28 protein-coding genes and 3 tRNA genes are annotated in these 26,907 nt (G+C 66.3%); 28 read left to right on the top strand and 3 right to left on the bottom strand.

Annotation, left to right across the window (positions count from 1 at the left end; all coding sequences use genetic code 11):
• Nucleotides 1-43 precede the first annotated feature (43 nt).
• Genes EG812_RS08430 through EG812_RS08415 form a run of 4 tightly spaced genes read left to right on the top strand, consistent with a single transcriptional unit; the run spans nt 44 to nt 6,416 of the window.
• Nucleotides 44-1,885 (top strand): N-6 DNA methylase, encoded by a 1,842-nt coding sequence (locus EG812_RS08430; protein WP_126711261.1) that lies wholly within the window; start codon nt 44-46, stop codon nt 1,883-1,885.
• Entirely contained in the window at nt 1,872-3,152 is a 1,281-nt protein-coding gene (locus EG812_RS08425) for a restriction endonuclease subunit S (RefSeq protein WP_126711260.1), read from the top strand. The genes EG812_RS08430 and EG812_RS08425 overlap by 14 nt, the downstream gene beginning before the upstream one ends.
• Nucleotides 3,149-6,085, top strand: coding sequence for a type I restriction endonuclease subunit R (locus EG812_RS08420; protein ID WP_126711259.1), 2,937 nt, complete (start codon nt 3,149-3,151; stop codon nt 6,083-6,085). Before EG812_RS08425 ends, EG812_RS08420 begins: the two co-directional genes overlap by 4 nt.
• Nucleotides 6,086-6,089: 4 nt before the next feature.
• Entirely contained in the window at nt 6,090-6,416 is a 327-nt protein-coding gene (locus EG812_RS08415) for a M48 metallopeptidase family protein (RefSeq protein ID WP_126711258.1), read from the top strand.
• 451 nt (nt 6,417-6,867) lie between these two features.
• On the opposite strand, the gene EG812_RS30045 is transcribed toward EG812_RS08415, so the two are convergent.
• The gene (locus EG812_RS30045) at nt 6,868-7,290 is read right to left on the bottom strand and encodes a GntR family transcriptional regulator (protein ID WP_158632496.1); all 423 of its coding nucleotides are present in this window, start codon (nt 7,288-7,290) and stop codon (nt 6,868-6,870) included.
• 877 nt (nt 7,291-8,167) lie between these two features.
• On the opposite strand from EG812_RS30045, the gene EG812_RS08400 reads away from it, so the two are divergent.
• The 3 genes from EG812_RS08400 (at nt 8,168) to EG812_RS08390 (ending at nt 10,231) form a co-directional block, all read left to right on the top strand.
• Entirely contained in the window at nt 8,168-8,512 is a 345-nt protein-coding gene (locus tag EG812_RS08400; protein ID WP_233579426.1) for a hypothetical protein, read from the top strand.
• A gap of 133 nt (nt 8,513-8,645) precedes the next feature.
• Complete coding sequence (locus EG812_RS08395; protein ID WP_126711255.1) at nt 8,646-9,467, top strand: GntR family transcriptional regulator; 822 nt, start codon at nt 8,646-8,648, stop codon at nt 9,465-9,467.
• Complete coding sequence (locus EG812_RS08390) at nt 9,455-10,231, top strand: glycosyltransferase family 2 protein (RefSeq protein WP_233579425.1); 777 nt, start codon at nt 9,455-9,457, stop codon at nt 10,229-10,231. The genes EG812_RS08395 and EG812_RS08390 overlap by 13 nt, the downstream gene beginning before the upstream one ends.
• Here EG812_RS08390 and EG812_RS08385 read toward each other — a convergent pair.
• The gene (locus EG812_RS08385) at nt 10,215-10,655 is read right to left on the bottom strand and encodes a hypothetical protein (protein WP_126711253.1); all 441 of its coding nucleotides are present in this window, start codon (nt 10,653-10,655) and stop codon (nt 10,215-10,217) included. The genes EG812_RS08390 and EG812_RS08385 overlap by 17 nt on opposite strands.
• 462 nt (nt 10,656-11,117) lie before the next feature.
• Between EG812_RS08385 and EG812_RS08380 the strand changes: the two genes are divergently transcribed.
• The 9 genes from EG812_RS08380 to EG812_RS08340 all read left to right on the top strand — a co-directional run bounded on the left by EG812_RS08380 (nt 11,118) and on the right by EG812_RS08340 (nt 18,354).
• Nucleotides 11,118-11,513 carry a transcriptional regulator gene (locus tag EG812_RS08380; protein WP_126711252.1) on the top strand — a complete coding sequence of 132 codons (396 nt, stop codon included), beginning with the start codon at nt 11,118-11,120 and terminating at the stop codon, nt 11,511-11,513.
• Between the two features lie 305 nt (nt 11,514-11,818).
• Entirely contained in the window at nt 11,819-13,414 is a 1,596-nt protein-coding gene (locus EG812_RS08375; RefSeq protein WP_126711251.1) for an FtsK/SpoIIIE domain-containing protein, read from the top strand.
• Nucleotides 13,411-13,659 (top strand): hypothetical protein, encoded by a 249-nt coding sequence (locus EG812_RS08370; RefSeq protein WP_126711250.1) that lies wholly within the window; start codon nt 13,411-13,413, stop codon nt 13,657-13,659. Before EG812_RS08375 ends, EG812_RS08370 begins: the two co-directional genes overlap by 4 nt.
• Nucleotides 13,660-13,664: 5 nt before the next feature.
• Nucleotides 13,665-13,856, top strand: coding sequence for a hypothetical protein (locus EG812_RS08365; protein ID WP_126711249.1), 192 nt, complete (start codon nt 13,665-13,667; stop codon nt 13,854-13,856).
• Nucleotides 13,853-14,395: a DUF2637 domain-containing protein gene (locus EG812_RS08360; RefSeq protein ID WP_126711248.1), complete on the top strand. Its 543-nt coding sequence runs from the start codon at nt 13,853-13,855 to the stop codon at nt 14,393-14,395. Before EG812_RS08365 ends, EG812_RS08360 begins: the two co-directional genes overlap by 4 nt.
• Entirely contained in the window at nt 14,392-16,149 is a 1,758-nt protein-coding gene (locus EG812_RS08355) for a replication initiator (RefSeq protein WP_126711247.1), read from the top strand. Before EG812_RS08360 ends, EG812_RS08355 begins: the two co-directional genes overlap by 4 nt.
• Nucleotides 16,146-16,331, top strand: coding sequence for a helix-turn-helix transcriptional regulator (locus tag EG812_RS08350; protein WP_126711246.1), 186 nt, complete (start codon nt 16,146-16,148; stop codon nt 16,329-16,331). Before EG812_RS08355 ends, EG812_RS08350 begins: the two co-directional genes overlap by 4 nt.
• Entirely contained in the window at nt 16,328-17,764 is a 1,437-nt protein-coding gene (locus tag EG812_RS08345; RefSeq protein WP_126711245.1) for a tyrosine-type recombinase/integrase, read from the top strand. Before EG812_RS08350 ends, EG812_RS08345 begins: the two co-directional genes overlap by 4 nt.
• Before the next feature lie 35 nt (nt 17,765-17,799).
• Nucleotides 17,800-18,354, top strand: a complete 555-nt coding sequence (locus EG812_RS08340) for a hypothetical protein (protein ID WP_126711244.1) — start codon at nt 17,800-17,802, stop codon at nt 18,352-18,354.
• Nucleotides 18,355-18,605: 251 nt separating this feature from the next.
• Here EG812_RS08340 and EG812_RS08335 read toward each other — a convergent pair whose 3' ends face one another.
• Complete coding sequence (locus EG812_RS08335; protein WP_126711243.1) at nt 18,606-18,935, bottom strand: hypothetical protein; 330 nt, start codon at nt 18,933-18,935, stop codon at nt 18,606-18,608.
• Nucleotides 18,936-19,570: 635 nt separating this feature from the next.
• Between EG812_RS08335 and EG812_RS29070 the strand changes: the two genes are divergently transcribed.
• The 12 genes from EG812_RS29070 (at nt 19,571) to rplA (ending at nt 26,835) form a co-directional block, all read left to right on the top strand.
• On the top strand, nt 19,571-19,717 hold the full coding sequence (locus tag EG812_RS29070; RefSeq protein WP_013735972.1) for a hypothetical protein: 147 nt from the start codon (nt 19,571-19,573) through the stop codon (nt 19,715-19,717).
• A gap of 60 nt (nt 19,718-19,777) precedes the next feature.
• Entirely contained in the window at nt 19,778-22,306 is a 2,529-nt protein-coding gene (locus tag EG812_RS08330; RefSeq protein ID WP_043721968.1) for a putative bifunctional diguanylate cyclase/phosphodiesterase, read from the top strand.
• Between the two features lie 92 nt (nt 22,307-22,398).
• Nucleotides 22,399-22,471, top strand: a tRNA-Thr gene (locus EG812_RS08325).
• Between the two features lie 25 nt (nt 22,472-22,496).
• Nucleotides 22,497-22,569: transfer RNA gene (locus EG812_RS08320), tRNA-Met, on the top strand.
• A gap of 131 nt (nt 22,570-22,700) precedes the next feature.
• On the top strand, nt 22,701-22,868 hold the full coding sequence (rpmG, locus tag EG812_RS08315; protein ID WP_007073056.1) for a 50S ribosomal protein L33: 168 nt from the start codon (nt 22,701-22,703) through the stop codon (nt 22,866-22,868).
• Between the two features lie 127 nt (nt 22,869-22,995).
• On the top strand, nt 22,996-23,442 hold the full coding sequence (locus EG812_RS08310) for a MaoC family dehydratase N-terminal domain-containing protein (RefSeq protein ID WP_126711242.1): 447 nt from the start codon (nt 22,996-22,998) through the stop codon (nt 23,440-23,442).
• A 1-nt stretch (nt 23,443) separates the two neighbouring features.
• Nucleotides 23,444-23,836 (top strand): MaoC/PaaZ C-terminal domain-containing protein, encoded by a 393-nt coding sequence (locus EG812_RS08305; protein ID WP_013735969.1) that lies wholly within the window; start codon nt 23,444-23,446, stop codon nt 23,834-23,836.
• A 126-nt stretch (nt 23,837-23,962) separates the two neighbouring features.
• Nucleotides 23,963-24,035, top strand: a tRNA-Trp gene (locus EG812_RS08300).
• Between the two features lie 211 nt (nt 24,036-24,246).
• Nucleotides 24,247-24,639: a preprotein translocase subunit SecE gene (gene secE, locus EG812_RS08295; RefSeq protein ID WP_013735968.1), complete on the top strand. Its 393-nt coding sequence runs from the start codon at nt 24,247-24,249 to the stop codon at nt 24,637-24,639.
• A 38-nt stretch (nt 24,640-24,677) separates the two neighbouring features.
• Nucleotides 24,678-25,400: a transcription termination/antitermination protein NusG gene (gene nusG, locus EG812_RS08290; RefSeq protein WP_013735967.1), complete on the top strand. Its 723-nt coding sequence runs from the start codon at nt 24,678-24,680 to the stop codon at nt 25,398-25,400.
• A 204-nt stretch (nt 25,401-25,604) separates the two neighbouring features.
• Entirely contained in the window at nt 25,605-26,036 is a 432-nt protein-coding gene (gene rplK, locus EG812_RS08285; protein ID WP_013735966.1) for a 50S ribosomal protein L11, read from the top strand.
• Nucleotides 26,037-26,118: 82 nt separating this feature from the next.
• The gene (gene rplA, locus EG812_RS08280; RefSeq protein WP_013735965.1) at nt 26,119-26,835 is read left to right on the top strand and encodes a 50S ribosomal protein L1; all 717 of its coding nucleotides are present in this window, start codon (nt 26,119-26,121) and stop codon (nt 26,833-26,835) included.
• Nucleotides 26,836-26,907 lie beyond the last annotated feature (72 nt).

The following is a 26,907-nucleotide window of genomic DNA, read 5'->3' as shown; positions in this document are numbered from 1 at the left end:
TGCCACCTTGCCATCGGCTTGCGATATAGCAATCATGGCAAACATGACACGTATCGAGTCCGTGCCGGCGACGCTTCGAGCTATCCGGGCAAACCTAAACCTCACCCAGGTTGACCTGGCCGAGCGCCTCGGCGTGTCCTTCGCGACTGTCAACCGCTGGGAGGGTGGGGGCAACAAGCCCCAGAAGGCGGCCATAGGTAAGATCGTGGCGCTCGCAGAGGAGGCCGGTGTCGACACTGCCGACCTCCCTGCTGCTGGCGCCGTTGTGGCGGTGAACCGCAAGCGCGGGCGCCGGCCGAGCACTACAACGCCGACTACTAAGCCCATGGAGCAGATGCTGTGGGACGCCGCCTGCTCGATCCGCGGCGAGAAGGACGCTCCGCGATTTAAGGACTACCTCCTACCGCTGTTGTTCCTGAAGCGGCTGTCAGACGTATTCGATGATGAGATCAGCCGCTTGGCCGAAGACTACGGCGACCATGACGTAGCGCTGGAGATCGCCGAGTCCGACCACGAGCTGGTGCGCTTCTACCTGCCGCCCGAGGCTCGCTGGGGTGTTATTGCAGGGCGTCTTCCCTTTGACTGGCCGCTCGACGAGCGTGGCCGTTCAACCGCGCCAAAGGACATCGGCGAACACCTGACCAAGGCGGTGCGCGCGGTTGTACGTCACAATCCCGGTCTGGCTGGCGTCATCGATGTCGTCGACTTCGCTGCCGAGCGCAACGGTGAGCGTGACATCAATCCTGCAAAGCTCCGCACGGTAGTCGAGAAGTTCTCGGACCCACGCTATCGGCTCGGTCTGGCAGACGTACAGCCTGACTTCCTCGGCCGAGCGTACGAGTACCTGCTTCGGAAGTTCGCTGAGGGATCGGGCCAAAGCGCCGGTGAGTTCTTCACGCCGACGGAAGTCGGTTTCCTGATGGCGCGCATTCTACGCCCCAAGCCGGGGGAAACCTGCCATGACTACGCCTGCGGCTCGGGTGGGCTTCTGATCAAGCTGCAGCTCGTCGCTCGAGAGCTCGACCCCACCAGCAAGGTGCCACTGAAGATGTACGGCCAAGAGCTCCAAGCTGAGAGCTATGCGGTCGCGGAAATGAACTCGATCATTCACGACATGGAGGTCGACCTGCGTAGGGGCGACACTATGATCAATCCTAAGTTCCGCGATGCAGCAGGATCACTCAAGCGATACGACATCGTCGTTGCCAATCCGATGTGGAACCAACCGTTCTCGCCGGACATTTTTGAGGAAGATCCATTTGATCGCTTCAACGAGGCCGGCGGCGTCACCTCAGGTAAGGGTGACTGGGCCTGGCTGCAGCACACCTTGGCGACCATGTATGACGGTGGCAGGGCTGCAGTTGTCCTCGACAGCGGTGCAATGACGCGCGGCTCCGGCTCGAAGAACGAGGACAAGGAGCGAAACATTCGGAAGTGGTTTGTCGAGCGTGATCTGATCGACGGGGTCATCCTGCTGCCAGAAAACCTCTTTTACAACACGACTGCTGCGGGCGTGATCGTTGTCCTCGCGAGGCGCAAGAGCACTGCCCGCAAAGGCAAGATTGTCATGCTCAACGCCAGCAGCCGGTTCGTAAAGGGCAAGCCCAAGAATCACATCTCGTCCGAGGACATCGTTGAGATTGCGCGGCTCTTCGTAGCGGGAGAGGAATCTAAGGGCGAGTTGACCGTCATCACCACGGACGACGCTCGCGGCGCTGACTACAACCTTAGTCCTACACGGTGGGTGACCAGGCGCAGTGAGAAAGACGAGATCGGCAGCGTTGACACTCTGCTCAGCGAGCTGCTCGAACTCGACGCGCGGGCGCAGGAGCTGACGGCGTCGCTTGGACGCACCCTTCAGGGGGTGCGCCGTGTCTCTGCTTGATCTAGAGGCCGAGAGCATCCGCGCTTGGGGGAGGGTCCGCGACTTCTTTGAGGTGACCCGCAAGCCCCGGGCGCTTGACTTCCAAGAGGACGTTATCCCGTTCGCACCGATGGAGACTGTGCCGCAGAACCACTACCGCGACCCCGCCTACGAGACTCGTCCCTGGGATGGCCGGGGGGGCGGAACGTACTTCGAGCGCGGAGACCTGCTCGTCGCCAAGATCACACCATCGTTTGAGAATGGCAAGCAGGCGACGACCAACGAGCTCCATACGCCGTTTGGGTTTGCTACTACAGAAGTGATCCCGCTCAAGCCGATTTCGCCGGGCAGCACGGACCGACGATTGCTCTTCTTCTTTCTCCTTCACCCCGAGGTGCGCCGGTTCGCAGCCAACAGGATGGAGGGCACGACCGGTCGACAGCGGATCTCGGAACAAACTCTACTCGATCTTCCGTATCCCATCTTCGACGCCGAGGAACAGCGCCGGATTTCTGACGTGCTTGTCGGCATCTACGAATCAATCGACGCAGAGACGGAGGCGGAGCGGGCGGCATTAGCGCTACGGCGCGCACTCCATCACGAGTTGTTCGGCGACGCCGCGGACAGCACTCTCCGTAAGGGATGGGTGCGAGAGGACCTCGGTCAACGGTGCACGGTATCTTCGGGCGGGACGCCGGCCCGAGGCGTGGACGCCTACTGGGTCGGCGGGACCATTCCATGGGTCAAGACCGCCGAGGTCAACTATGGGGTCATAACCAGAACCGAGGAGCACATCACTGAAGAGGGGCTCGAATGCTCGGCCGCCAAGATGCTTCCGCCGAGCACCCTGCTCCTCGCGATGTACGGACAGGGAGTAACGCGGGGGCGCGTTGCGATGCTCGGGGTGGAGGCGACGAGCAACCAGGCGTGTGCTGCGATTCAGCCTGATGCTGAGGTGGTTCTCCCCAAGTTCTTGTTCCACTACCTCATGGCGCATTACGATTTCATTAGGAGCCGGGCGCACGGTGGCCAGCAGCAGAATCTCAACCTTGACTTGGTTCGAGGGCTGCCCATTGCCTATCCGGCTGACCTCGAGGAGCAGCGCCGGATTGTCGCTGGGTTAGATGCAATCGGCGAACTTGCAGAGCTTCATGCACAGAAGCAACGCACCCTGCGCGGCCTCTTCGTCTCTCTGCTCCATGGCCTACTTACTGGCGAAATCGAGCCGGCCAGCCTCGGAACCTGGATTGCTCCTGAGCGGCTGCTCGCGGTAGGAGGCCGCAGATGACGACCCTCAAAATTGGCGAGGCGTGGACCGTGCAATTCCCCATGGTCAAACACGCCAATGAAATCGGGTGGACCGTCCTACGGCCGGAGGAGGCGGAAGCCATGCGCCGTGGGACCGCCAACACGCTGTTCACCAAGGTTCTGGAGGGCAAGCTCCAGGAGTTCAACCCGTGGCTCACCGAGGACCAGGCGCGCGCCGTGGTGGAGAGCATTGAGGCACTGCCGCCCACGATTGAGGGCAACAGGGAGGTACTGCGCTGGCTGCGAGGTGAACGGCAGTGGCCGGACGAAAACGAGAAGCGCCACCGGCCGGTGCAGGTTGTGGAATTCGGCGACCCCAACGCCAACGTCATGCACGTAACCTGGGAATGGCGGATCCAGCCGCTCGCCCGTAAGGGCAATCGAGCGGACGTCGTATTCGTCCTCAATGGCATCCCGGTAACCATCGTAGAGCACAAGAACCCGAAAGACAGCGACGCCCTGGAGCGTGGCATCAAGCAGCTGCGCCGCTATGAGATCGAGACACCCGAGCTTCTAGCGCAGCCCCAGGTATACAACGTTACGCACCTCCTCGGATATTGGTACGGCGTCACTTGGAACGCCACTCGCCGGAACATTGCCAAATGGAAGCACACGGAGGACGAGAATTACCGCACTGCAGTGCAAGCATTCTTTGAACCCACCGACTTCCTACGCACCCTCAAGCACTGGATTCTGTTCTACGTTGAGGACGGTGAGACCAGGAAGTCGGTGCTCCGCGAGCACCAGCGCAAGGCGGTCGACAAGATCGTGTGGCGCTGCGCCGACACGGAGAAGAATCGCGGTCTTATTTGGCACACGCAGGGCTCCGGCAAAACTTTCACACTACTCACCGCCGCCCAGCAGATCCTTGAGGACAAGGCTCGATTCAGTAACGCCACCGTGCTGCTAGTAGTCGACCGGAGCGAGCTAGAAGGCCAGCTAAAGGACTGGGTTGAGCGTCTCCTCGGGGAGATGCAGGAGAACGACATTGCCGTGCGTCGCGCGAATAGCAGGCAGGACCTGCAGGACATTTTTGATTCCGACTTCCGCGGTTTAGTCGTCTCGATGATCCACAAGTTCGAGGAAATCAAGAAAAACAGCTCCGCCCGGGACAATATATTCGTATTTATCGATGAGGCGCACCGCTCGGTCGCCGCTGATCTCGGCTCGTACCTGATGGCTGCCGTTCCCAACGCCACCATCATCGGCTTCACTGGAACGCCGGTCGGCAGCGCTAAGGATGGCTCGGGTTCCTTCCAGATATTTGGTGTCGATGACGAGGGTGGCTACCTTGACAAATACTCGATTGTTGACTCGATCACCGACGAGACGACACTTCCGATCAAGTACATGCTTGCTCCGTCCTCGATGCGTATGAGGACTGAGGATCTTGACGAACAATTCTTCGCGCTAGCCGAGCAAGAGGAAATCACCGACGTCGAGGAGCTCAACAGGGTCTTGGACCGGGCTGTCGGGCTTCGCGCATTCCTCAGCGCGGACGATCGAGTCAAGAACGTTGCCGAGTTCGTTGCGAAGCATTTCGAGGAAAACGTCCTGCCGCTCGGGTATAAGGCGTTCCTGGTCGCTGTTGACCGCGAGGCATGCGCCAAGTACAAGAAGGCTCTCGATCGGCATCTCCCGCCTGAGTGGTCAGAGGTCGTCTATAGCAAGAACCCTAATGACGTTGTTGACCGCCCCGCCGTGGCTGCAATGCAACTGTCGGACGAGCGGGAAAGGGAGGTGCGCCGGCAGTTCAAGAAGCCTGGTCAAGCACCGAAGATCCTAATCGTGACCGACAAGCTCCTTACCGGATACGACGCTCCGGTCCTTTATGCCATGTATCTCGATAAGCCGATGCGCGACCATGTCTTGCTGCAAGCCATCTCGCGCGTTAACCGTCCCTACATTGATGACGAGAACGTCCGGAAGCGCGTTGGTCTCGTCGTCGATTTCGTCGGCATTCTTAAGCAGCTCAACAAGGCCCTGCAGTTCGACTCGGACGCGGTCGAGGGTGCCCTTGAGGACCTCGATGTCCTCATGATGGACCTCCAAGATAAGCTTGCTGCGTCGGCCGCGGAGTACCTCGAGGTAGACGCCAAAGTGTCGCCCGATGCCCAACTCGACGAACTCGTCTGGAAGCGGTTTGGTACCCCGGAAGCCCGTAAAAAGCTTTTCGATGATTATAAGAACATTGAGAGTCTGTGGGAGATTCTCTCGCCTTCCGCCGAACTACGCGACCATATCAAGACCTACAAACAGCTTAGCCAGTTGTACGCAGCAGTCCGGAATGCTTACTCGCAGGCAACAAGTTTCCTCGCCGATCTTGAGCACAAGACACGTCGTTTGGTTGAAGAGACAGCTGGCCAAGACGGTCTCGGCCGCTTCTCGAAGGTCGTCACTTTCGATGTCGAGACCCTTGAGTCTCTCAAGAGCGACGAGGGCCCAGAGGAGGGTAAGGTCTACAACCTGCTGCGCGGGCTGCGCAGGGAGATGGGCGGCGATCCGGCCGCCGCAGTGGTTCTGCAAGGGCTCATGGAGCGTGCCGAGCGGATCATCAAGAACCTCGAGGAGCGCAAGACCACCGGGCTAGCAGCTTTGGATGACCTTGCCGCTTTGGCGGTCGAGAAGGGCGAAGCCCGAAGGAGAGCTGAGAGAAGTGGTCTCTCTAGAGTCGGCTTTGCTCTCTACTGGGTACTCGAACAGGACGATAAGGTGATCGATGCCGGCGTCGATCCGATGACTGCCGCTCGTGAGATTGAATCTGTTCTTACCAGATTCCCGAGCTGGCGCGAGAACGTGGACGAGAAACGCCAACTGCGGCGCAACCTCTATAAGCCGTTGCTAGCCATAGGGAAGGAAGAGCGCGCGCGAGTTATCGAGCACGTGATGCAGGTTTTGGAGAGGACGGCCTAGTCCGATGACCTTTTTCTACCCAGAACAGCAACTTCGGCGCCGAACGATGGCGTGGGCACTAAAGCTAAAGGTCAACCCTGAACGGGTCGTTATCGAAGAAATGCCCAAGAAGTGGGGGTCGTGCTCCCCGGATGGCACAGTCAAATTTGCCGAAGATTTGGCGGAGATGGAGCCTGGCTTTCAGGACTACGTCATCGTTCATGAACTGTTGCACCTCCGCTACAGCGACCACGGCCAGCGCTTTAAAGCCATGATGACCGCTATGGTTCCAGGCTGGCGCGAGTTCGAGGCTGGGGGCCGCCACAGCACCGACCGGCAGCGGAGGTACTGATCACCCGGCACGATCTGGTGCGAGCTCCCGTGATCCAGCTGGCCTGTTGGTCATTACAGCACGACAAGTGGGCAAAGGTCGTAGTGGGAACATGCGGCGCGATGAGGTGGTGGTGGCGGGCGCGTGTCCTCCTCGGCGGACCGGGGCCTGTCCAGTGACGGCCGGCAGAGGAGTCGCAGAGGCTCTCAGGTCAAGAGCGGCGCTCAGGGCCGTTGCGCAGCCGCGCATTAGCGCCCTTGGCATTGGAGGGGGGCCCCCGCGGGCTTCTTGCGCCAGCGTGCCACGAGCGGGCGTCACAGCGGGCCCTGCCGGTCACGACTGGCGGGCAGTGTCCTACTGGGCGAGCCCGGCCGGCTGCCGCCCCCAGCGTCATTAGGCCCTGATCGCTGTTGGCGAGCTGCCGCCCGGCAAGGGGCGGCCCTGCAAGAAGGATCGAAGCTGCGGGCCTGGGCTACTGGCTCGGTGAGCGCAATCTGTAAATCCTGACGACTGCTTCAACGGCTCCGCGTGATTGTTCGATGCTCTGTAGTTCGACTAGGGCTGTACCCACCTCGACAGCGAAAAGGGCTGCAAGCTCTGGGTCTGCGGCGACTTCTCGCTGTCCTGTCGTAAGTAGAGGAGCCGTCGTTTCTCTGCTTCCTGGCGGGCGGGGGCGTGCGTAGGTGCCGCGACCATGCTCGGTGACGACCAAGCCGGCTTCCCGCAAGGCCGCTATGGCCTGGCGGATTGTGCCGCGGCTCGCCCGGAACTCGGCAGTGAGGACACTCTCGGTTGGCAAGAGGGCGCCGGGAGGGATGGCTCCGTTCTCGATGCGCCTTCTTAGGTCGTCAGCGATGACGCGGTAGCGGGGCTGTCCGTAGTGCGGGGTGGGCACCCGCCCACCGTACCTGGCACTTGTCTTACCAAGTGCCAACCAAGTGACCCGTTTCGACGTCTAGACAACTCATTCACTTGTAGATACCTTTCGTGGTGTGCGGCCGGGGTGACGGTTCGTATCAGGGGTGGTGCCGCGCCGGCCCTGGCCGCACATGAGGCGCGGCGTCCTGTCGGACCGGTTGCGGTAGCCGCGCGACAAGTTGGCTCGGCGATACCCGACCCGTCTGCGTCGGACGGTGCGCCGTGCCTTCATCCGGGCCGGTGGCCGGCTGCATTCCCCCGTGGTCGGTCACCGGTCCCCGTCTACCCGTGGAGGTGTAGTGCCTGGCTCTCACCGCCGGCGCCACTGGCTGTCGTCCTGGTGGTCCCGAAAGAAACGCCCGCTGAACCGGAACGCCTACGGCAAGATCCAAACCGCTGCACCGCCGCCTCCCGCGGCAGCTTCGCCCTGCTGGTCGGTCGGTCCGACGAGGGAAGTGCCCGTGATGCGGTATGCGCCGCTGATGACACTGGCGCAGACCTACCGGGGCAACGGCGGGCGGTGGTCGCAGTGACAAGTGTGGACAAGTCGGCTGTCGAGATGAGTCACCCGGACTGGTGTGCCCCGGACCGTTGCGGTCACCTGGTTCCGCCACTGATGACACACATGGCCCGCCGCCATCGCGGCCCGCTCTATCGAATCGGTGAGGTGCGGACTGGTGGCGCGGTCGTCACGTACCTGATCGGCGTCGACGCCCGGACGCCCCTCATCGCGGTCCACGCGACACACCGCGCCGGTAACGCTTGGGCGGAACTGTCCTTGGAGCAGACAGCCGAGTTGATCGAGCGGCTTCGGAGCATGCTGGACCAGGCCGCTGGACCAACTGGGAGCGACCATGACTGAACGCGAGGTCCAGACCGACGAGCTCCGCGAGACGCAGCCCGCTCCTGCTGGATGCCCGACGTGGTGCCAGGGCTGCGGGCCGAACGATCCGATGCACCGCGGGCTCCTAGCCACCATCGGCCGGGAGCGGACCGGCTGGGTCAGCGTTCAACTGCTCCTCGACCACTTCGCGCGTCGCGAGTTGGCGGTGAAGCTCGACGCGACCCGCGACGGCGCTACTCAGCCGATTCTGCTCGACCGGATCCAATTGGACCGGCTCATCTACGAACTGACCTACGCCCGGCTGGTAATGATGACCAAGGGCCAGTCTCTGGAGGAGCGCGATGGGGACCACTGACCGACGGCTCACGGCGCGGGCAGCCGCGGTAGGCAAGCAGCAGCCTCGGCGGGTACCGGCTCCTGTCGCCGCGCTGCCCGAGCGGCCCGCCGGCGGGACCACCTGGCAGACGTTGGAACGACTAGGGGGTACGGTGACCGGTGTGCATGGCCGGGACTGGCGCCCTCGCTACCTGCAACTCGCGGAAGAGTTGCGGGCAAAGATCACGCGCGGAGAGCTGGCCCCCGGCACGCTGATGCCGAGCGAGACGGAGTTAGCCGACACGTCGGGCCTGTCCCGCACCAGCGTGCGCAACGCCATCCGCCAGCTTCGCGAATGGGGCTTGGTCCGGGCCGAGCAGGGGCGCGGCACCTACGTTCGGGCTCCCCGCCAGCGCGTGCGCCGACGTAACGCCGAGCGGTACCAGTGGGAGAAGGACCGGGCCCTGCTCGACGAAGCGGAGCGGGTGAAGACCGGAGCCATCGAGCACGACACCGGCCTAACCGTCGACGACCTCAAGTTCCATGCTGAGTATGCACGCGTCGAGGCGGACGAGGACATGGCCGCGGCCCTACGGGTCGAGCCGGGTACTCCGCTGCTGCGCCGCGTCTACTGGACGTCCTCCCGGCACGAGAACGCACCGCTGACCATGTCGTACTCCTTCCTGCCTTACGACCTGGTGACGGCGAACCCGGATCTGCTCGACGCGGGCAAAGAGCCTTGGCCGGGCGGCACGCAGCACCAGCTCCACACGCTCGGCATCGAGGTGGACCGGATCGACGACGAGATCCGCGCCCGTCCACCGTCCCCCGACGAGGCCGAGCTACTGGACATCGACCCGGGCGTCTCCGTGCTCACCGTGCGCAAGACCTCGATCGACACCACCGGCCGTGTCGTCGAAGTCGCCGACGTGGTCATGCCGGGTGACCGGACCGAGCTTGTCTACTCCCACAAACTCCAACGGTGGAAAACTTGACGCAGATCGTCTCGGTCGTCACGCCCGTCCATGCGCCCAGCATTGAGCACGTCGCTGGCGCCTACGAGTCATTGGCCAAGCAGGACATGCCCCCGGGCTGGGACTGGCAATGGCTCGTCCAGGAGGACGGGCAGACCGGCGCCCTGGTCGACGTGCTCCCCGAGGATCCGCGCATCAGCCTCGGCGCCGGCCGCCCCGGTGGGCCTGGCGTCGCTCGTACCCTCGCCCTTTCCCGGGTTTCCGGTGATCTCATCAAGGTCCTGGACGCTGACGACCAGTTGACCCCCGGCGCGCTCGCCCGAGACATCGCCGCGTTCGACGCGCACCCACAGATCGGCTGGACCACCTCGCGGGTACTCGATCTGCTGCCCGACGGGTCGACCGCGGGATGGGACAAGGATCCAGCCGCCGGCGTCGTCGACCGCGGCGCGGTTCTGTCGTTCTGGCAGGCCAACGACTACCGAGCATCGGTGCACCCAGCGACGATGTGCCTGCGGCGGGATCTCGTCTTCGCCCTGGGCGGCTGGATGGCCCTTCCCGCCTCGGAGGACACGGGCCTGCTGCTCGCCGCCAACGCCGTCAGCGCCGGCTACTTCACTCGGGAGTACGGACTGCTCTACCGCAAGTGGCCCGGCCAGGTCACCAGCCAGGCCGCGCACCGGGAGCCGGCTGAGTTTCAGGCGCGAATGAGGATCATCGAGGCCAGAGCAAACGCCCTGGCCTCGATGCTGCCGAACGGTCTACAGCTCACTCCTCTGGCTTAGCCTCGTGCCCCGGCATGCCGTGGGTACGCCGCCGCTCCTTCATCTCCGCCTCGTAGATGTGCCGTCGACCGCCGGCTAGCTTCTCCCGCGCGTCCCGCTCGATCTCCTGGAACGCGGCGTAGTAGCCGTCGTCGAACTCCTCCATGATCTGAAAGGTCCAACGACCGGGTAGCAGATTGCGTCCCAACAGTTCGTGTTCCACTCGGTCGGCCGTCTCGTCGTGCCCGACCTCCCGGAGCAACTTCACCACCCGGTCGAGGGTGAGATCAGCGCCGCCCACGAGCTGATGCGCCGAGTACAGGTGGCCACGTACCCGGTGGATCGTCTCTAGCGCTTTACTCAGCTCGCCCAAGGCCTCAACGGTCTTGTCGTCGAGCCCACGCGGACGGGCATGTCTCTCATCAACCCTCGCACCGTTCGTCATGTTGGGCTCTTACCCAACGAGCCGTAGACCTACCAACTTCCCCTGGTGGGACCTTTGCATGGCCTAGCGAGCCACGGGAATCAGCTGCAGCGCAACCAGCAAGGCCATTGCAATGCAGGTAACAAAGGCACGCGAGACTTTTAGTGACACGTTCAAAGAAAGCATGGGTTTTCTCCAAAAGAGCAGGGATTCGTCCGCTGCGCAGCTTGTCGAAAAGGTACCCCAGGCGCGCCATGAAATGCAAACCCCCAAATACTACTCCGCTCTCGGTAAATGCGCTACACGGTGTTGCGCATTTATTTTCCGTCGTATTAAGGAAGCCTGGCGCACTGACAGTTATCTAGACAAATCATCACCAAGCCTCCGTCGGCTCACCCGAGATGCGTTGTTGACTTGTCTGCCAAGTGCCGTCTACCTTGGACCGCAACTTGGCAGACAAGTTAACAAGTAGGAGGTTGAGCGATGGCTCTGCGAGGCGGCACGCGGTTCGCCGTGCGGTTCGAGGACGTGTTCCCGGCGGGGTGCGCGTTGGTGCCCGAGTCGCTGGGTGAGGTCGAGGACTACGACGAGAAGACCGGCCGGCGTAGCCCGGCGAAAGACAAGGTGACCGGTCAGCGGGTGTGGCAGGTCCGGGTGATGGACCTTGACCCTGAGCTGGGGAAGCGGTCGCGGGAAACCACGGTGAAGATCTCGGCTGACTACCAGCCGGTGCCGCCGTCGGGTGCGCCGTTCGAGGCGGTGGAGTTCGACGGCATGACCGTCACGCCGTACGTGGCGAACAACGGTCGGATGGCGTATTCGCTGCGGGCGACCGGGCTACGCGCTCCGGTGGTCGGCGGCAAGAAGGCGGCGGCGTAGCCGCATCAGGTCGGGGGCGGGGCTGTCTGGTCTTGGCGGACGGCAGCCCCGCCCCCTGGTGTCTCTTCCCCTGCTCTGTCGAGAGAGGTCGTGACTGTGTCCAAGGGTAGGCGTCGGGCTGGCCGTGGCTGGCCCAGGTGTGCCGCGTGTCAGGTCCGGTTCGATCCGGCCACCGGTGTCGACGGTCGCTGTGGTTGCTGCGCCGGGCAGCTCGTTCTTCCGTTCCCCCCGCTCCGTGACGCTGCGGGCCGGTTCGTGTCGCTGCGGAGTGCCAAGTGATCGGGCGGCCTCGCGGTGAAGTGGTAATGACCTCGGCCGGGGATCTGATGGTGATCCGGCCGAAGCGCTTCGAGCTGCCCGTCTGGGCGGTGCTGCTCGGCCTGGTGCTGCGCTGGTCCGGCCGGGCTGTCTGGTGGTGCCTGCGGCATCCGGTCGCCACCGGCTCGACGCTGCTGGCGCTGTGGCTGTACGTCGAGTTCGGCTGGTCCGGGCTGGTGGTGCCGCTGGTGCTCGCGTCGGCGGCCTCGGCGGTGTGGCGGTGGCGAGACGAGTCGTCCTGGTGGACCTGGCTGGCCGGTCCGCTGCTCGGCGCATTCCGACGGGTGTTCGTCTACCAGCGCGCGTGGCGTGAGGCCATGACGCTGTGCCGGCTCGCCGACATCTACGACCATCGGCCTGTCCTGCCGCAACTGCTGCGGGTGCGCTCGGATCAGGCGCTCGACGTGCTGACCGTCCGCATGGTCCGGGGCCAGACACCGGAACAGTTCCAGGCGGTCAGCGCCAACCTGGCGTACGCCTTCGGCCGCCGACACGTCCGGGTCTACTCGGAACGCCCCGGCGACCCACCGACCCGCACCGGACACGGGACCTGGCTGCTGCGGCTGGTCGACCGGGTGCGGTACCGGGATCGGCCGACGCTGGTCTACCTGGCGGTGGTGCGTACCGACGCTTTGCGCACTGTGGTTGCGCCCTTCGACGTGCCGGCGGTGCCGGACTTCACCGCGCTGCCCCTGGCCCGGCGGGAAGACCTGCGCCCCTGGTCGCTGCACCTGCTTGCCACGCATGTTCTCGTCGGTGGGGCGACCCGGTCGGGCAAGGGGTCGGTGTTGTGGTCGCTGGTGCGGGTCCTCGGCGGCGGAATCGCCTCCGGCCTCGTCCGGCTCTGGGTGATCGACCCCAAGGGCGGGATGGAGTTCGCGCTCGGCCGTCCGATGTTCGCCCGGTTCGCCTGCAAGTCGTTCGAGGCCATGGCCGATCTCCTCGACGAGGCCGTCACCGTGCTACGCGAACGGCAGACCCGGCTTGCCGGCACGGTCCGAGTGCACACGCCGACCGAGGCTGACCCCCTGGTCGTGGTCGTCGTCGACGAGATGGCCGCCCTGACCGCGTACCTGCAAGATGTCGAGCTGCGCAAGCGCATCGCGTCGTCGCTGGGACTGCTGCTGTCCCAGGGTGCCGGGGTCGGCGTCCTCGTGGTGGCCGCGTTGCAGGACCCGCGTAAGGACGTGCTGCCGTTCCGGGACCTGTTCCCGACCCGCATCGCGCTCGGCCTCACCGAAGCGTCCCAGGTCGACATGGTCCTTGGTGACGGTGCCCGCAACCGAGGAGCGCTGGCTGACCAGATGCCCCGGTGGGCCAAAGGCGTCGGGTACGTGATTCTCGACGGCACCCCCGACCCGATGCGGGTCCGGTTCTCGTACGTCTGCGACGACGACATCCGCGACATGGCCCGGCAGTACCCGGCACCCGCTCACGCGGCGGACATCCTCGCCCAGGTCGGCCGGGAAACCGCCCCCGAACCGGCCCGGCCTCCGCTGCCGCGCACGCCGTCCGGGCCGCTGCTGCCCGAATCGCTGCTGCGCAACCTGCTCGACCGCGACACCGGGGGTGAGGGCCGATGACCGCGACCGGCCGCCGCTTCTACCGGCTGCGTACCCCCGAACCGGTCACCGCCGTGTCCGTCCGCGTCGACCCGGACCGGCCCGACCCGTACCCGGTCTATCTCGCCGTGGGTGCGGGACGGCGGCGGATGTCCCTGACCCCGGACGAGGCGTGGGCGCTGTGGCGCTGCCTCTCCGAAGCGGTCGCTTCCCTCGGCACTCCACCCGACTACATCCGCACCGACATCCGACCGGCCCGGAGGTAACCGCCGTGAACCCTCTCACCCGCATCATCAACCGGCTCCGGCGTCCGCTGCGCATCCGGCTCGTCGGCCCCTCCCACCAGACCGCCGCCGCACTGCACGGCCTGGCGCACATGGTCAACCGCCGCCACGACCTGAACGGCCGGCGCATCCGCATCGACCTGACCATCCGCGAGAAGCCGTTGCAGGAGTGGCGATGACCGCACGCACCGAATCCGCGGTACGCCTGGTGATCCTGCTCGCCATCGGCACTATGGCCGGCGCCGCTGCCTTCACCCATGTTCACGACCTGTCCGTTGCCCACGGCCAACCGCACTGGATCGGCTGGGCCAACGCCGTAGCGGTCGAGCTGATGGCCATCTACCTCGGCCTGGAACTACGCGCCCGCCGTCGCGCCGGCCGCCCCGTCGGCCTGGTCGCCTTGCTCCTGGTGGCGTTCGCGCTGCTGTCCCTCGCCGCCCAGGTCGCCGAAGCCGAACCGTCCGTGTGGGGCTGGATCGTCGCGGCCGTGCCATCGCTGGCGTTCCTCGCCCTGGTCAAGGTCGTCCTCTCCAACGCCCCGGTCACCCCACCGGCCGTCGAGCCGGACCAGCCGACCGCGTACCGAACCGAGGAACCTGAGCCGGCCACCGCCGTCGAACCGGTCCGCCCGGCTGAACCGGCGGCCGTCATCCCGGCGGCGCTGCCTCCGCGCGTCGTTCAGCCCAACCGGCCGCACGTCGTCGGGATCATCCGATGACCGCTGCCACCCTGCCCGGCCTCGAACCCGCCCCGACCCCGGCTGCACCACCTCGGCCGGGGTCGCGGGCGGCCCGCATGGCGCTACCCCGCTCGGTTGACGTCCTCAAAGAGATCGCCGCTGAGTACGGCGTCTGCGTCCGCCCGCTTGCCATGCGCCGCACCGACCTGAACACCGGCCTGACCGAGATCATCGACCTGCCCTGCGGCGCGACCCGCGAAAACAAGTGCGCGCCGTGCGCCAAGAAAAACCGCCGGCTGCGACAGGCACAGATCCGGGAAGGCTGGCACCGCGACGACGAACCGCTACCGCCACCTGAGCCAGCGACTGAGGAACAGAAGGCGCTGATCCTGCTGCGCGGGCACCTGGAGTTCTCCCGTGACGAGGCATCCCGCGCAAGCCAGTGGGACCAGGTCGAAGACCTCGACGAGGCAATCCGCGAAGTAGAAGAAGCCATCGCGGCCGAAGGACTCCGGGGCCGCGTCGCCCCGCCACACTCAACCGGCGACGACGACCAGGCCGACGACGACAACGGCCCACGCCGCAAGCGCTCCACCCGCCGCCGCCAGGACGCCCCCGACCTACCTCGGCGCAAAGTCGAACGCCGAACCGTCGGCAAGACCTACACCGCCCCCGACGGCACCACCTACCGCCCGTCGATGTGGCTCACACTCACCCTCGACTCCTACGGCCCGGTACGCCCCGACGGCACCCCGCTCAACCCCGACCGGTACGACTACCGCCGCGCCGCCTGGGACGCGGTGCACTTCCCTCGACTGCTCGACCGGTTCTGGCAGAACCTGCGCCGCTGCGAAGGATGGAACGTCCAGTACGCTGGCTGCGTCGAGCCCCAACGCCGACTCGCCCCACACGCACACTTCGCCATCCGGGGCACCATCCCCCGCGACGTTCTCCGCACCGTGGCGGCGGCCACCTACCACCAGGTGTGGTGGCCCAGCGTCGATATCCAGCAGTACACCCTCGACCGGCTACCCGTCTGGGACGAGCAGGCTTCCGCGTGGGTCGACCCGGACACCCGCGCGCCGCTGACCACCTGGACGGAAGCCCTCGACGCCATCGACGACGACCCCGACGCCGAACCGGTGCACGTCGTGCGCTTCGGCTCCCAGGTCGACGCACGCGGCGTCATGCCCGGCACCGAAGACGCCGAACGGACCATCCGCTACGTCACGAAGTACATCACCAAACACACCGGAGACGTCCACAAGGCGACCACCGACCGGCAACGGGCGCACTTCGACCGGCTCTGGCAGGAACTCCAACTCACCCCGTGCACCGACCGCTGCGCGAACTGGCTGCTCTACGGCATCCAACCGAAAAAGGCACACGCCAAACTCAAGCCGGGCCGCTGCAAGGGCAAAGTCCACCAGCGGGACACCCTCGGCATCGGCGGCCGGCGCATCCTCATCTCCCGCGACTGGTCCGGCAAGACCCTCTCCGACCACAAACACGACGTACGTGCCTGGGTGCGCGCCCTGCTCGGCGTCACCGTCGGTCTGGAGGGCGTCGACGCCCAGGGCGACACCGCCGAACCCGTCCGCCACGCCTGGGAACTCGCCCGACCCGACGACCCCGACGTCGGCCCCATGGCCCACCGACTACTGCGGGCAATCGGCGAACGCGCCCGCTGGCGCTCCGAACTCCTCGCCGCCAAGGACCGCGCCGCCCAGGGGCCGCCAGAGCTTTCGGCAACTCAGCAGGACGCGCAGCACATGGGGGAGGAGTCGCAATGAACGAGGAACTGTTGACCGTGCCGGAAGTGCTCGCCGAACTGCGCGTATCGCGCTCGACCTGGTTCTACTGGCGGCAGACCGGCAAGGGACCACGGGTGATCAAGCTCCCGAACGGTCAGCTGCGGGTCCGCCGGTCGGCGCTCGGTCGGTGGCTTGGCGACCTGGAGCAGGACGCCGCATGAAGAGTTACGAGGTCCAGATCTGGGAGATCACCAAACGCGCCGACCGCAAGGCGCGACCGTGGCGAGTCCGTTGGGCAGTGGGCGGCCAGCGTCACGAGGAGATGTTCCGTACCAAGGCCCTGGCGCACTCGTTCCGCGCAGAGCTGGTCCAGGCGGCCAACGCGGGGGAGCCCTTCGACCCGGCCACCGGCCGCCCGGTCTCCGAGGCCAGAACCAAGAACCCCACCACCTGGTACGCACACAGCCGCGCGTACGTCGAGATGAAGTGGCCCCGGGCGGCGGCCAAGACCCGGCGGTCGATCGTCGAGGCGCTGACCTCGATCACGGTCATCCTGACCCGACCGGCCAAGCGGGGCCGACCCGATGACGCCCTACTCCGCGAAGCGCTGTACCTCTACGGCCTCAACCCGCGCCGCTGGTCCGACGAGATCCCGGCCGAACATGCGGCGGCGCTCGCCTGGCTGGAAACCGCGTCCCTCCCCGTCGTCGAGCTGGACTCACCCGCCATGGTCCGCCGCGTCCTCGACAGCCTCTGCGTACGCCTCGACGGCAAGCCCGCGGCTGCCTCCACCGTCCAGCGCAAGCGCGCCACCTTCTACAACGCCCTCGGGTACGCCGTCGAGCTGGAGCTGATCGACTCCAACCCGGTCGACCGCGTCCAGTGGACTGCCCCCGAGGTCGCCCAGTCCATCGACCGCCGGGTGGTGGCGAGCCCGGCCCAGGTCGCCGCGCTGCTGGAGGCGGTGAAATCTCTCGGCAAACGCGCCGACAAGGTCACCGCCTTCTTCGGCTGCCTCTACTACGCGGGGCTGCGTCCCTCGGAAGCCGCAGATCTACGGCGGGAAGACTGCGACCTTGCCGGCCGGTGCGCCGACTGCGGAACCGACTTCGACGACCTGGCGGCAGTCAAGCCTTCCCGGCCCTGCGACCACGAAAAGATCGAATATCGCTGGGGCCGTCTGGTGCTCGCGGGCACCTCGCCGCGCGCCGGGTCGCACTGGACCGATGACGGTGGCTCCCACGAGCGGCGCGGACTCAAACACCGGGGGAGGGCTGAGACTCGTACGGTCCCGATCCCGCCCCGGCTCGTCGAGCTGTTGTGCGCGCACGTCGAGAATCACGGGGTTGGCCCGGACGGTCGGTTCTTCCGGGGCCTGCACGGTGGGCCGCTGTCCGAGTCGGTCTACGACCGGTGGTGGAAGCTCGCTCGCGAGAAGGCGCTGACTGCATCGCAGGTTGTCTCGCCGCTCGTCCGCCGGCCCTACGACCTGCGGCACGCGGCGGCCTCCCTTTGGTTGAATGCCGGCGTCCCGCCGACCGAGGTCGCCCGGCGCCTGGGCCATAGCGTTGCCGTTCTGCTCCGCGTCTACGCCAACTGCATCGACGGCGGCGACGACACCATGAATGACAAGATCGGCGACGCGCTGCGATGACTCGACGTATTGCGGCTGGTTACCACAATGGATGGGTGGCGTGGGAGTGGCTTGGGCCGGTAACGACGGCCGTGGTTGGCGTGGCGGGCGTGGCGGGAACTGTCTGGACCGCTCACGCGGGTCGCCGGCATCAGCTTGAGGCGATGAAAGCGCAGGGAACGATCGGTGTCGCTGTAGCCCTGGCGGCGGAGAAGCGGATGGTCTACGCCAGATTTCTCCAACTCGCCCGTGCTGCGTTCGAGGAAGCGAGCGTCCTGGTTTTTGACGGGACCGCGTTGCCCATGGACGAAGCTTCGCTGCCACCTCTGCCGCCCGGCTCGAAGCTCGAATACACCGGCCGCTACGAGGCCGGAACGCCGTTCGCCCTGGCGATGGCTGAGCTCAACAAGTGCTATGACGAGGTGGTCATCGTCGGAGGGCATGAGGTTGGAACGGACGCGTCGGCAGCGATGTCGGCGATCAGTGGTTACGTGTCGGGCACGGTAGACGTCTGGGGCGTCCACCGGACCTTGGGAGACCTGTCCACCGCGATGCACGAGGATGCGAATCGAGTGAGGGTGAACGGCTCGTCTTCCAGGCGGACTGCCTAAAGGTTTCGGGCTGTGGGCAGATGATGGGCAGCACGGCTCTGCCCGTGACCCAACTGCTTTGAAACGGCAGGCCAGAGGCGCTGATCGGTGCATGATCGCTAACGCCCTGTAAATCCGTCGCGAAAGCTACAGAGGTTCGAATCCTCTACCCGCCACCAGGTGCAGATGCGGCCCCTGACCGGCAGAGATGCTGATCGGGGGCCGTTTTCGTTGATCACCTCTTGGGCTGACGCGGTAGTCGGAAGCGTCGTTCAGTAGCTCAGCGCTGTGGTGTCGTTGATGAGGCGGCGGGCTTCGGCGATGACGTCCGCGTCGAGGTCGCCGTCCATGTTGTCGAGGGCCTTGGGCCCGGTGGGATGGGCCAGGTGGGCGACGATGCTCCACCAGACGTGGTTGTCGAGGCCGCTGGCTTGAGTCACCAACCACGGTTGGAAGCCGCTCAGCAAGGTTCCTGCGTTCGCCTGGTTGCACCCTTCGATGAAGGCCACGACGCAGGCGAAGTCTTCGCGGATGAGCCACATCCTCGGGCGTTTGCGGACGTTGGCGAACAGGTCCCGGTAGCTGGTGATCGTGGCGGTCACTGGTGAATCGTGCCTGACCCGTTTGCTGCTCGCGGTCGCACTGCCCCTCAGGTCGGGCAGCCGCAGGTCGGGCTGTCGATGCTGGCCATCGGTCTGGTGTCGGCGGCCACGATTTGTGGCGTGCGTGATCCGACACTTCACTGTGGCGGCGGGCTCCGAGTGGCGGGCGAGGGGTCCTTGCTGGGCATCGGCAGCTGTTCGCGGCCGTCTCGGCGGCGTCGGTGCGGACTGATTGGCTGAATCATCCATTCATGGGGGTGACTGAATTGGTATGTCGCGCCTACTCTGGTCGTGGTGCGGGCGGCGGTCGGGGAGGCGGCCGTCGGGGGGGCGTTGACTGGGTGCTTTCGGCGGTGTTATAGGACGCTGCCGGCCAGTGACGGCAGGGGTGGCGCGGTTGGTCCGCTAGACCCGCTAAGCCACCTAAGTGGTGTATGCGCGGATAGCGTGTTCTTCCGGCTAGCTGTCGTCCGGGTGGCCTTGACCTGGTCGGATGTGGTGCGGCGGTGCACGTGCAGCTGATGTCAAGCGGCAACCCGACCAACATCGGGTTTGCGAGCTTTCCACCGCCCCGCTGGCTGTGGCACCATCGGAGAGCCCCGTTACGCACATTCGTCACCCCGCCAGGAGCGCTCATGTCTGCTCACCGTCTGGGCCGGCTACTCGGCTCCCTTCTGCTCGTCTCCGGCCTGGTGGTCGCGGTCGGCGTCGCCAGCGAGTTCGAGGTCCGGACCCACGGCATCGAATGGATGATGCCGCTGTTGGGCACGCAGGTGCGCTGACGCGCGTCCCGTCCTGACTCGGGCTCTACACCTCCAGCACCCCACGTCGCGAGGAGAGCCATGACGCCGCCGAGGTCTGGCTCTTCTCGCGGACGTACCGAACGGGCCTGGTTGATCACGGCTCCGCTCGCGCTCTGTGCGGTCCTCTTCTCACTCCTGCTGGGCCTGACCGTTCGGCCCGCCCTGGGTGACTGGCTGCTCACGCTGCTGCTCACGGTGGCGATGATCATTGCCGCCATCCCCACCATCAACGTGGTGGTGCGTCGGCAGGCGCTCGGCACCACGTTCACCGAGATTCCGCTCGTCGTCGCGCTCTTTGTGCTGCCACCGCTGTCGGTGGTGCTGGCGTACACCGTGGCCACGCTCGTGGTGCAGGTGCGCCGCAAGCTGCTGCCGCCCAAGCTCTGGTTCAACGTGGCCCTCGCGGCGGCGGCGACCGCCCTGGCGACGATGGTCTACACGGTCCTGCCGACGCCGGCGGGTGCCGGGCCCGCCACCTGGGGGTTGCTGCTCGCGGCGATCGGTACGCACGCCCTCGTCGGGTTCATCGCGGTGGTCGCGGTGATCTCTGTCGTGCAGGGCTGGCAGTCCGGCCGGGAGTTGATCCGGGCGGTTCCACCGATGTCGCTCACCGTGGCGATCAATCTCTCCGTCGGCATCCTGATCATCATCGGCCTGGAGAGCACGCCGTGGGCGGTTTTCCTCTTCGCCGGTCTCGCCGTGGCGTTCGCGCTCGTCTACGACACGTACACGCAGGTCATCCGGCAGCACCGCACGCTGACGGAGATGTACGAGCTGACCAAGGCGATCACCGAGAGCGGGTCGGACGGCAACCTCATCGACGCCCTGCTGGTCCGCATCCGCAGTCTCATGCAGGCCGAGTACGCGACGCTGTGGCTGCCCGCCCAGGGGCGGCACCCGGAGGTGCTGCTCACCGCCCAGGAGGGCAAGCCCGGTCTGCTCGACTCGGCGCTCACCCCGCAGGCGCTGCGGGACGCGGCAGTGACCCGCCAGTCGACGGTGGCGGTCGGCAGCCGGTTCGGCGCCGACCCGGAGTTGCGGGAGTCGTTGGGGCGGGTGGCCAAGGACGTGATCGTGGTGCCGCTGCGGTCGGGCAAGGCGGTCATCGGCACCCTGGAGGTGGCGAACCGCCTCGGCGACGTCAACTCCTTCCGCCCGGCGGACGTGCCGGTCCTGCAGACGGTGAGCGCCCACGCCGCGGTCGCACTGGAGAACTCCCGGCTGGTCGACCGGTTGCGTCACGACGCGTACCACGACGGGCTCACCAAGCTGCCCAACCGGCGTCGGATCCTCGGCGCGCTCGCCGAGGCGGTCCGGATCCGGGCCCCCGGCGAGGTGGTCGCGCTGCTGCTCTTCGACGTGGATCGGCTGCGTCAGGTCAACGAGTCGCTGGGGCATGCCGCCGGCGACAAGGTGCTGACCGAGGTCGCCAACCGGCTGCGCGGCTGCGTGCCGTCGGCCGCCCTGGTCGGTCGTGCCGGTGGCGACGAGTTCCTGGTGACCCTGCGACTGGAGAGCGCCGAAGCGGCGGTGGAGTTGGCCGGCCAGCTTCGCGAGCAGATTCGCGACGAGATGGTCTTCGACGCGCTCACCCTCGACGTGGACACCGCCGTCGGGGTCGTCGTACACCCGGATCATGGCAGTGACCCGGCGACCCTGCTGCAACGGGTCGACGTGGCGGCGACCGCCGCGAAGTCGGTGCCGGGCAGTGTGCAGCTGTACAACCCGGCGCTGGAGTCGCGTTCGCTGCGCCGCCTCGGGCTCGCCGGTGACCTGCGCAGCGCCCTCGACAACGGCGAGCTGGAGATCTACTACCAGCCCAAGGTGACGCTGCGGGACCGCCGACTCGTCGGGGTCGAGTGCCTGGCCCGCTGGGAGCATCCGACGCACGGCACGGTCGCCCCGGCGGACTTCGTCGCGGTCGCCGAGCACACCGGCCAGCTCGGTCGGCTCACCGAGTTCGTGCTCCGGGAGGGGCTGCGGCACAGCCGCGACTGGGCGCACGGTGGCCAGTCGCTCGCCGTCGCGGTCAATCTGTCCGCGCGTACGCTCAACGACGAACACTTCCCCGAGCAGGTCCGCGAACTCCTGGCGGAGTACGACGTCCCGCCGCAGTTGCTGACGCTGGAGATCGAGGAGGCCGGGGTCCTCGACGGCACCGACCGGCCGATCCCGAGCCTGCGTCGACTGCGTGATCTCGGCGTACGGCTGTCGGTGGACGACTTCGGCACCGGCAGCTCGTCGCTGGCCCACCTGCGCCGGCTGCCCGTGCACGAGGTGAAGGTGGACCGCTCCTTCGTGCAGGGCATGGCGACCGACCCGGGGGATCTGGCCATCGTCAACGCCGTGGTCACCCTCTCCCAGCAGTTCGGGCTGACCGTGGTTGCCGAAGGGGTGGAGAGCGAGCTGACCCTGGAGCTGCTCCAGGACATCGGCTGTGAGATCGGGCAGGGATTCCTGTTCAGCCGGCCGCTGCCGTACGAGCGGCTGGAGGCCTGGTTCGGTGCCCAGGTCGACTCCGAGTCGATCTCCAGCCGCGAGCTTCCGCGCCTACGTGCAGTGCCCTGAGCTGGGCGTACGCCGGCACCGGGGATCCGATTTCACCAGCAGGGGAGAGCCGTGTACTCTTACCTCTGCGCGGCCACCGAGTGATCGCGCAGGCCCCCTTAGCTCAGTCGGCAGAGCGTCTCCATGGTAAGGAGAAGGTCTACGGTTCGATTCCGTAAGGGGGCTCAGAGGGTCCGGCTGGGCCCACCACGGCGGTGTAGCTCAGATGGCAGAGCAAGCGGCTCATAATCGCTGTGTCGCCGGTTCAAGTCCGGCCACCGCTACTCTCCGCCGCCGGGGTGAACCCGGTGGTCAGTGGGACGGGCGCCACAGGCGCCCGCTTTGCGTGTCCGCCCCGGCGGCACGTAGGCTTTGACGCCGTAGTTGTATCCGTTAGCGAGGAAGGCACTCCGCCGTGGCGAAGGCGACCGATGTCCGGCCGAAGATCACTTTGGCGTGTGTGGAGTGCAAGGAGCGCAACTACATCACGCGCAAGAACCGCCGTAACGACCCGGACCGCATCGAGCTGAAGAAGTTCTGCCCCCGGGACGGTCGGCACACCGTTCACCGCGAGACGCGCTGAGCGTCGCCGGGCCTCGCCCGGCACCTTGTTGAACCATCACGATCGCCGGTTCACGCGGCGGGCGCGGCTTTCCGCCGCCCCAGACCGCGTGGATCGGCGATCTTGCTCTGCGTGTAGGTTCGGCGGCATGTCCCTGGACCAGTCCTTCGTCGGCCGGACCTATCCGCCGACCGCCCCCTATCAGGTGGGCCGCGAAAAGATTCGTGAGTTCGCGCGCGCGATCGGGGCCACCGATTCCGCCTACCACGACCCGGAAGCCGCCCGTGCGCTGGGCCACCCGGACGTGGTCGCGCCACCGACCTTCCCGATCGTGCTCACCATGGCTGCCAACCAGCAGATGATCGAAGACCCGGACCTCGCCATCGACTACACCCGGGTCGTCCACGGCGACCAGCGGTTCGCGTACACCCGTCCGGTGGTGGCCGGCGACGAGCTGGTCTGTGTCAACGCCATCGAGGAGATCACCGGCCGCGCAGGGCACGTCTTCGTGACCAGCCGGACCGAGGTCACCACGACCGCCGGCGAGCCGGTGGTCACCGCCTGGATGAAGCTCGTCGTACGCGGGGAGGCCTGAGATGGAACTGCCCACCCAGACGTTCCGGGTGACCCGGGCGGACCTGATCCGCTACGCGGGCGCCTCGGGCGACTTCAACACGATCCACTGGAGCGACCGGTTGGCCACCAAGGTCGGCCTGCCCGGGGTGATCGCCCACGGCATGTTCACCATGGCGCTGGTCGGTCGCGCGGTCACCACCTGGGCCGGCGCGCCCGACGCGGTCGTCGACTACGGGGTCCGGTTCACCCGGCCTGTGGTGGTTCCCGACGACGATTTCGGCACCGAGATCGTGGTGACCGCGGTGGTCCGCGAGGTGACCGAGGACGGTCTGACCAGGCTCGACATCACCGCCACCTGTCAGGGGGACAAGGTGCTGTCGATGGCGCGTGCCACCGTACGAACAGCGGGCTGACCTGCACCGAAGGGCGCGATGGCCAGACCGGTTGGGAAACTCGGGTCCGTACCCGTACACTGGTCCGCCGTGGGGCAAGTGACTCCTGCCTGGTCGTGTGACCGGGAGGGATGAGCGTTGCCGCATAGGGGTGTAGCTCAATTGGCAGAGCAGCGGTCTCCAAAACCGCAGGCTGCAGGTTCAAGTCCTGTCACCCCTGCGCCTCAGGCCTGACCGTTCCGTGGGTCGCGCCGCCGAAAGGTGGCGTCCGGCCCGTGGTGGTGGCATCGGCGGGGAGGTTCCGAGGCATCGGGCCTTCCGGCTGATCCGCCGGCCGCGGCCCGTCCCGGGACGGTTGGGTCCGGCTGGCGTGACCAAACGCCGCGCACGCGAACCGCGTGCGACCCCGATATCCCGCGACGGAGGGCGAAGTGGCCGACAACAAGCGGCGCGGCGAGGACGCCGACGACGAGCGCCTGAACGACGAGGTCGTCAGTGACGGCGCCGACGACGACGCCACCGACGCGGACGAGCCGGTAACCCGGGGCGGCACCGCCACCCGGGAGCGAGCGAAGGCGGAATCCGCTGACAGCCGGTCGAAGACGCGTGCCGATGGCGAGAAGGTGGGCCTGTTCGGCCGCATCGCGCGTTTCATCCGCGAGGTCGTGGCGGAACTGCGTAAGGTCATCTGGCCGACCCGCAAGGAGTTGCTGACCTACACGGGCGTGGTGATCGCGTTCGTGTCGATGATGCTGGCGATCGTCGCCCTCCTTGACTTCGCTTTCGCGAAGGGCGTGCTGTGGGTCTTCGGCAACCCCAGCTGACCGGCTGACTGTGCCGATAGTGACGGAAGTGAGCGAGCGTGCCTGAGTACGACGAGACCGCCGAGACCCCGGACGAGCAGTCCACGGTGGCGACGGCGGCTGGCGACGAGTCGGTCGAGGCCGCCAGCGAGCCGGAGTTCGCGATGACCGAGCCCGCGCCCGACGAGGACTACGACCCGGTCGCCGAGCTGCGCCAGAAGCTGCGCTACGCGCCCGGCGACTGGTACGTGGTGCACTCGTACGCCGGTTACGAGAACAAGGTCAAGACCAACCTCGAAACCCGGATTACGTCCCTCGACATGGAGGACTACATCTACCAGGTCGAGGTGCCGACCCGGGAAGAGGTCGAGGTCAAGAACGGCAAGCGGTCCCAGGTGCAGGCCAAGGTCTTCCCCGGCTACATCCTGGTCCGGATGGAGTTGACCGCCGAGTCGTACTCCTGCGTACGCAACACGCCGGGTGTCACCGGCTTCGTCGGGGCCACGGACCGGGCCGACCGCCCGGCGCCGCTGAGCCTCGACGAGGTGCTCAAGTGGCTGGCGCCGGCGGTGGAGACCGAGCAGAAGAAGGCCAAGCCGGAGATCAAGGTCCTCGACTTCGAGGTCGGCGACTCGGTCACCGTCACCGACGGTGCCTTCGCCTCGCTGCCGGCCACGATCAGCGAGATCAACGCCGACCAGCAGAAGCTCAAGGTGCTGGTGTCGATCTTCGGCCGCGAGACGCCGGTGGAGCTGAACTTCAACCAGGTCGCCAAGATCTGATTCAACGACCGCTGGTGACGGCTTTCGGGCTGTTGCCAGCGGTCGTTTTCTGTCCGCTTCGCCCCGCCGGTCAACCTCCGTGGGTGCGCCGGTCTCGGCCTGCGCTACCCTAGAACGTCGCTGCTACCGTCCCGCGCTGACCGTGCGCGCCCCGGTGGTGGTGTCGGTGCGAACCATTCCCAGTTCCAAGCCCCAGGAAGAGACATGCCTCCGAAGAAGAAGCTCGTCAAGACGTTCACGCTTCAGCTGCCGGCGGGCCAGGCCACTCCGGCGCCGCCGGTCGGTCCCGCGCTCGGTCAGCACGGCGTGAACATCATGGAGTTCTGCAAGTCGTACAACGCGCAGACCGAGTCGCAGCGGGGCGACATCGTCCCCGCCGAGATCAGCGTGTACGAGGACCGATCCTTCACCTTCGTGCTGAAGACCCCGCCCGCCGCCCGGCTGCTGATCAAGGCCGCCGGTGTGCAGAAGGGCTCGGGCGTCCCGCACAAGGAGAAGGTCGGCTCGGTGTCCCGCGCCCAGGTGCGGGAGATTGCCGAGAAGAAGATGGCTGACCTCAACGCCAACGACCTCGACCAGGCTGAGAAGATCATCGCCGGCACCGCCCGGTCGATGGGCCTCAACGTCACCGACTGACCTCGGCCACCACCGACCCGTACGGATCGTGGGAGGGCGCGCGAGCATCGCGGCCCGCCAGAAACCACAGGAGTAGACAGAAATGCAGCGCAGCAAGAGCTACCGCAAGGCCGCCGAGGTCATCGACCGGTCGAAGCTCTACACCCCCGCCGAGGCCGTGAAGCTGGCCAAGGAGACCACCAACGTCAAGTTCGACGCCACGGTCGAGGTCGCCATGCGCCTCGGCGTCGACCCCCGCAAGGCGGACCAGATGGTCCGCGGCACGGTCAACCTGCCGCACGGCACCGGTAAGACCGCCCGCGTGATCGTGTTCGCCGCCGGCGCGAAGGCCGAGGAGGCCGTCGCCGCCGGTGCCGACGAGGTGGGCACCGACGAGCTGGTCGCTCGGATTCAGGGTGGTTGGCTGGACTTCGACGCGGCCATCGCCACGCCGGACCAGATGGCCAAGATCGGCCGGATCGCGCGGATCCTGGGCCCGCGCGGCCTGATGCCGAACCCGAAGACCGGCACGGTGACCATGGACGTCACCAAGGCGGTGACCGACATCAAGGGCGGCAAGATCACCTTCCGGGTGGACAAGCACTCGAACCTCCACCTGATCATCGGCAAGGCCTCCTTCAGCGAGGCCCAGCTGGTCGACAACTACGCGGCCGTGCTGGACGAGGTGCTGCGGGCCAAGCCGTCCGCGGCGAAGGGCAAGTACCTCAAGAAGGTCACCCTGACCACCACCATGGGCCCGGGTGTCCCGGTCGACCCGAACCTGGTGAAGAACCTTCAGGAAGGCTCGGCCGACAGCTGAGCACGACGCACCGGAAGGGCCCTGCCACGCGTACGTGGCGGGGCCCTTCCGCCGTCGCAGGGTACGTGCCGG

Source organism: Verrucosispora sp. FIM060022 (assembly GCF_003977705.1).
GTDB classification, from domain to species: Bacteria; Actinomycetota; Actinomycetes; order Mycobacteriales; family Micromonosporaceae; genus Micromonospora; species Micromonospora gifhornensis.
Note: the sequence above shows the minus strand (reverse complement) of the source record. Positions and strands in the feature narration are given on the sequence as shown.

Excerpts from the sequence above, each read along its gene's own strand:
- EG812_RS08330 (WP_043721968.1), top strand. The coding sequence starts at position 19,778 with ATGACGCCGCCGAGGTCTGGCTCTTCTCGCGGACGTACCGAACGGGCC.
- EG812_RS08420 (WP_126711259.1), top strand. The coding sequence starts at position 3,149 with ATGACGACCCTCAAAATTGGCGAGGCGTGGACCGTGCAATTCCCCATG.
- EG812_RS08305 (WP_013735969.1), top strand. The coding sequence starts at position 23,444 with ATGGAACTGCCCACCCAGACGTTCCGGGTGACCCGGGCGGACCTGATC.
- EG812_RS08310 (WP_126711242.1), top strand. The coding sequence starts at position 22,996 with ATGTCCCTGGACCAGTCCTTCGTCGGCCGGACCTATCCGCCGACCGCC.
- EG812_RS08360 (WP_126711248.1), top strand. The coding sequence starts at position 13,853 with ATGACCGCACGCACCGAATCCGCGGTACGCCTGGTGATCCTGCTCGCC.
- rplK (WP_013735966.1), top strand. The coding sequence starts at position 25,605 with ATGCCTCCGAAGAAGAAGCTCGTCAAGACGTTCACGCTTCAGCTGCCG.
- EG812_RS08400 (WP_233579426.1), top strand. The coding sequence starts at position 8,168 with ATGACTGAACGCGAGGTCCAGACCGACGAGCTCCGCGAGACGCAGCCC.
- EG812_RS08345 (WP_126711245.1), top strand. The coding sequence starts at position 16,328 with ATGAAGAGTTACGAGGTCCAGATCTGGGAGATCACCAAACGCGCCGAC.
- EG812_RS08385 (WP_126711253.1), bottom strand. The coding sequence starts at position 10,655 with ATGACGAACGGTGCGAGGGTTGATGAGAGACATGCCCGTCCGCGTGGG.
- EG812_RS08380 (WP_126711252.1), top strand. The coding sequence starts at position 11,118 with ATGGCTCTGCGAGGCGGCACGCGGTTCGCCGTGCGGTTCGAGGACGTG.
- EG812_RS08355 (WP_126711247.1), top strand. The coding sequence starts at position 14,392 with ATGACCGCTGCCACCCTGCCCGGCCTCGAACCCGCCCCGACCCCGGCT.
- EG812_RS08430 (WP_126711261.1), top strand. The coding sequence starts at position 44 with ATGACACGTATCGAGTCCGTGCCGGCGACGCTTCGAGCTATCCGGGCA.
- EG812_RS29070 (WP_013735972.1), top strand. The coding sequence starts at position 19,571 with ATGTCTGCTCACCGTCTGGGCCGGCTACTCGGCTCCCTTCTGCTCGTC.
- EG812_RS08350 (WP_126711246.1), top strand. The coding sequence starts at position 16,146 with ATGAACGAGGAACTGTTGACCGTGCCGGAAGTGCTCGCCGAACTGCGC.
- EG812_RS08375 (WP_126711251.1), top strand. The coding sequence starts at position 11,819 with ATGACCTCGGCCGGGGATCTGATGGTGATCCGGCCGAAGCGCTTCGAG.
- EG812_RS08415 (WP_126711258.1), top strand. The coding sequence starts at position 6,090 with ATGACCTTTTTCTACCCAGAACAGCAACTTCGGCGCCGAACGATGGCG.
- EG812_RS08370 (WP_126711250.1), top strand. The coding sequence starts at position 13,411 with ATGACCGCGACCGGCCGCCGCTTCTACCGGCTGCGTACCCCCGAACCG.
- rplA (WP_013735965.1), top strand. The coding sequence starts at position 26,119 with ATGCAGCGCAGCAAGAGCTACCGCAAGGCCGCCGAGGTCATCGACCGG.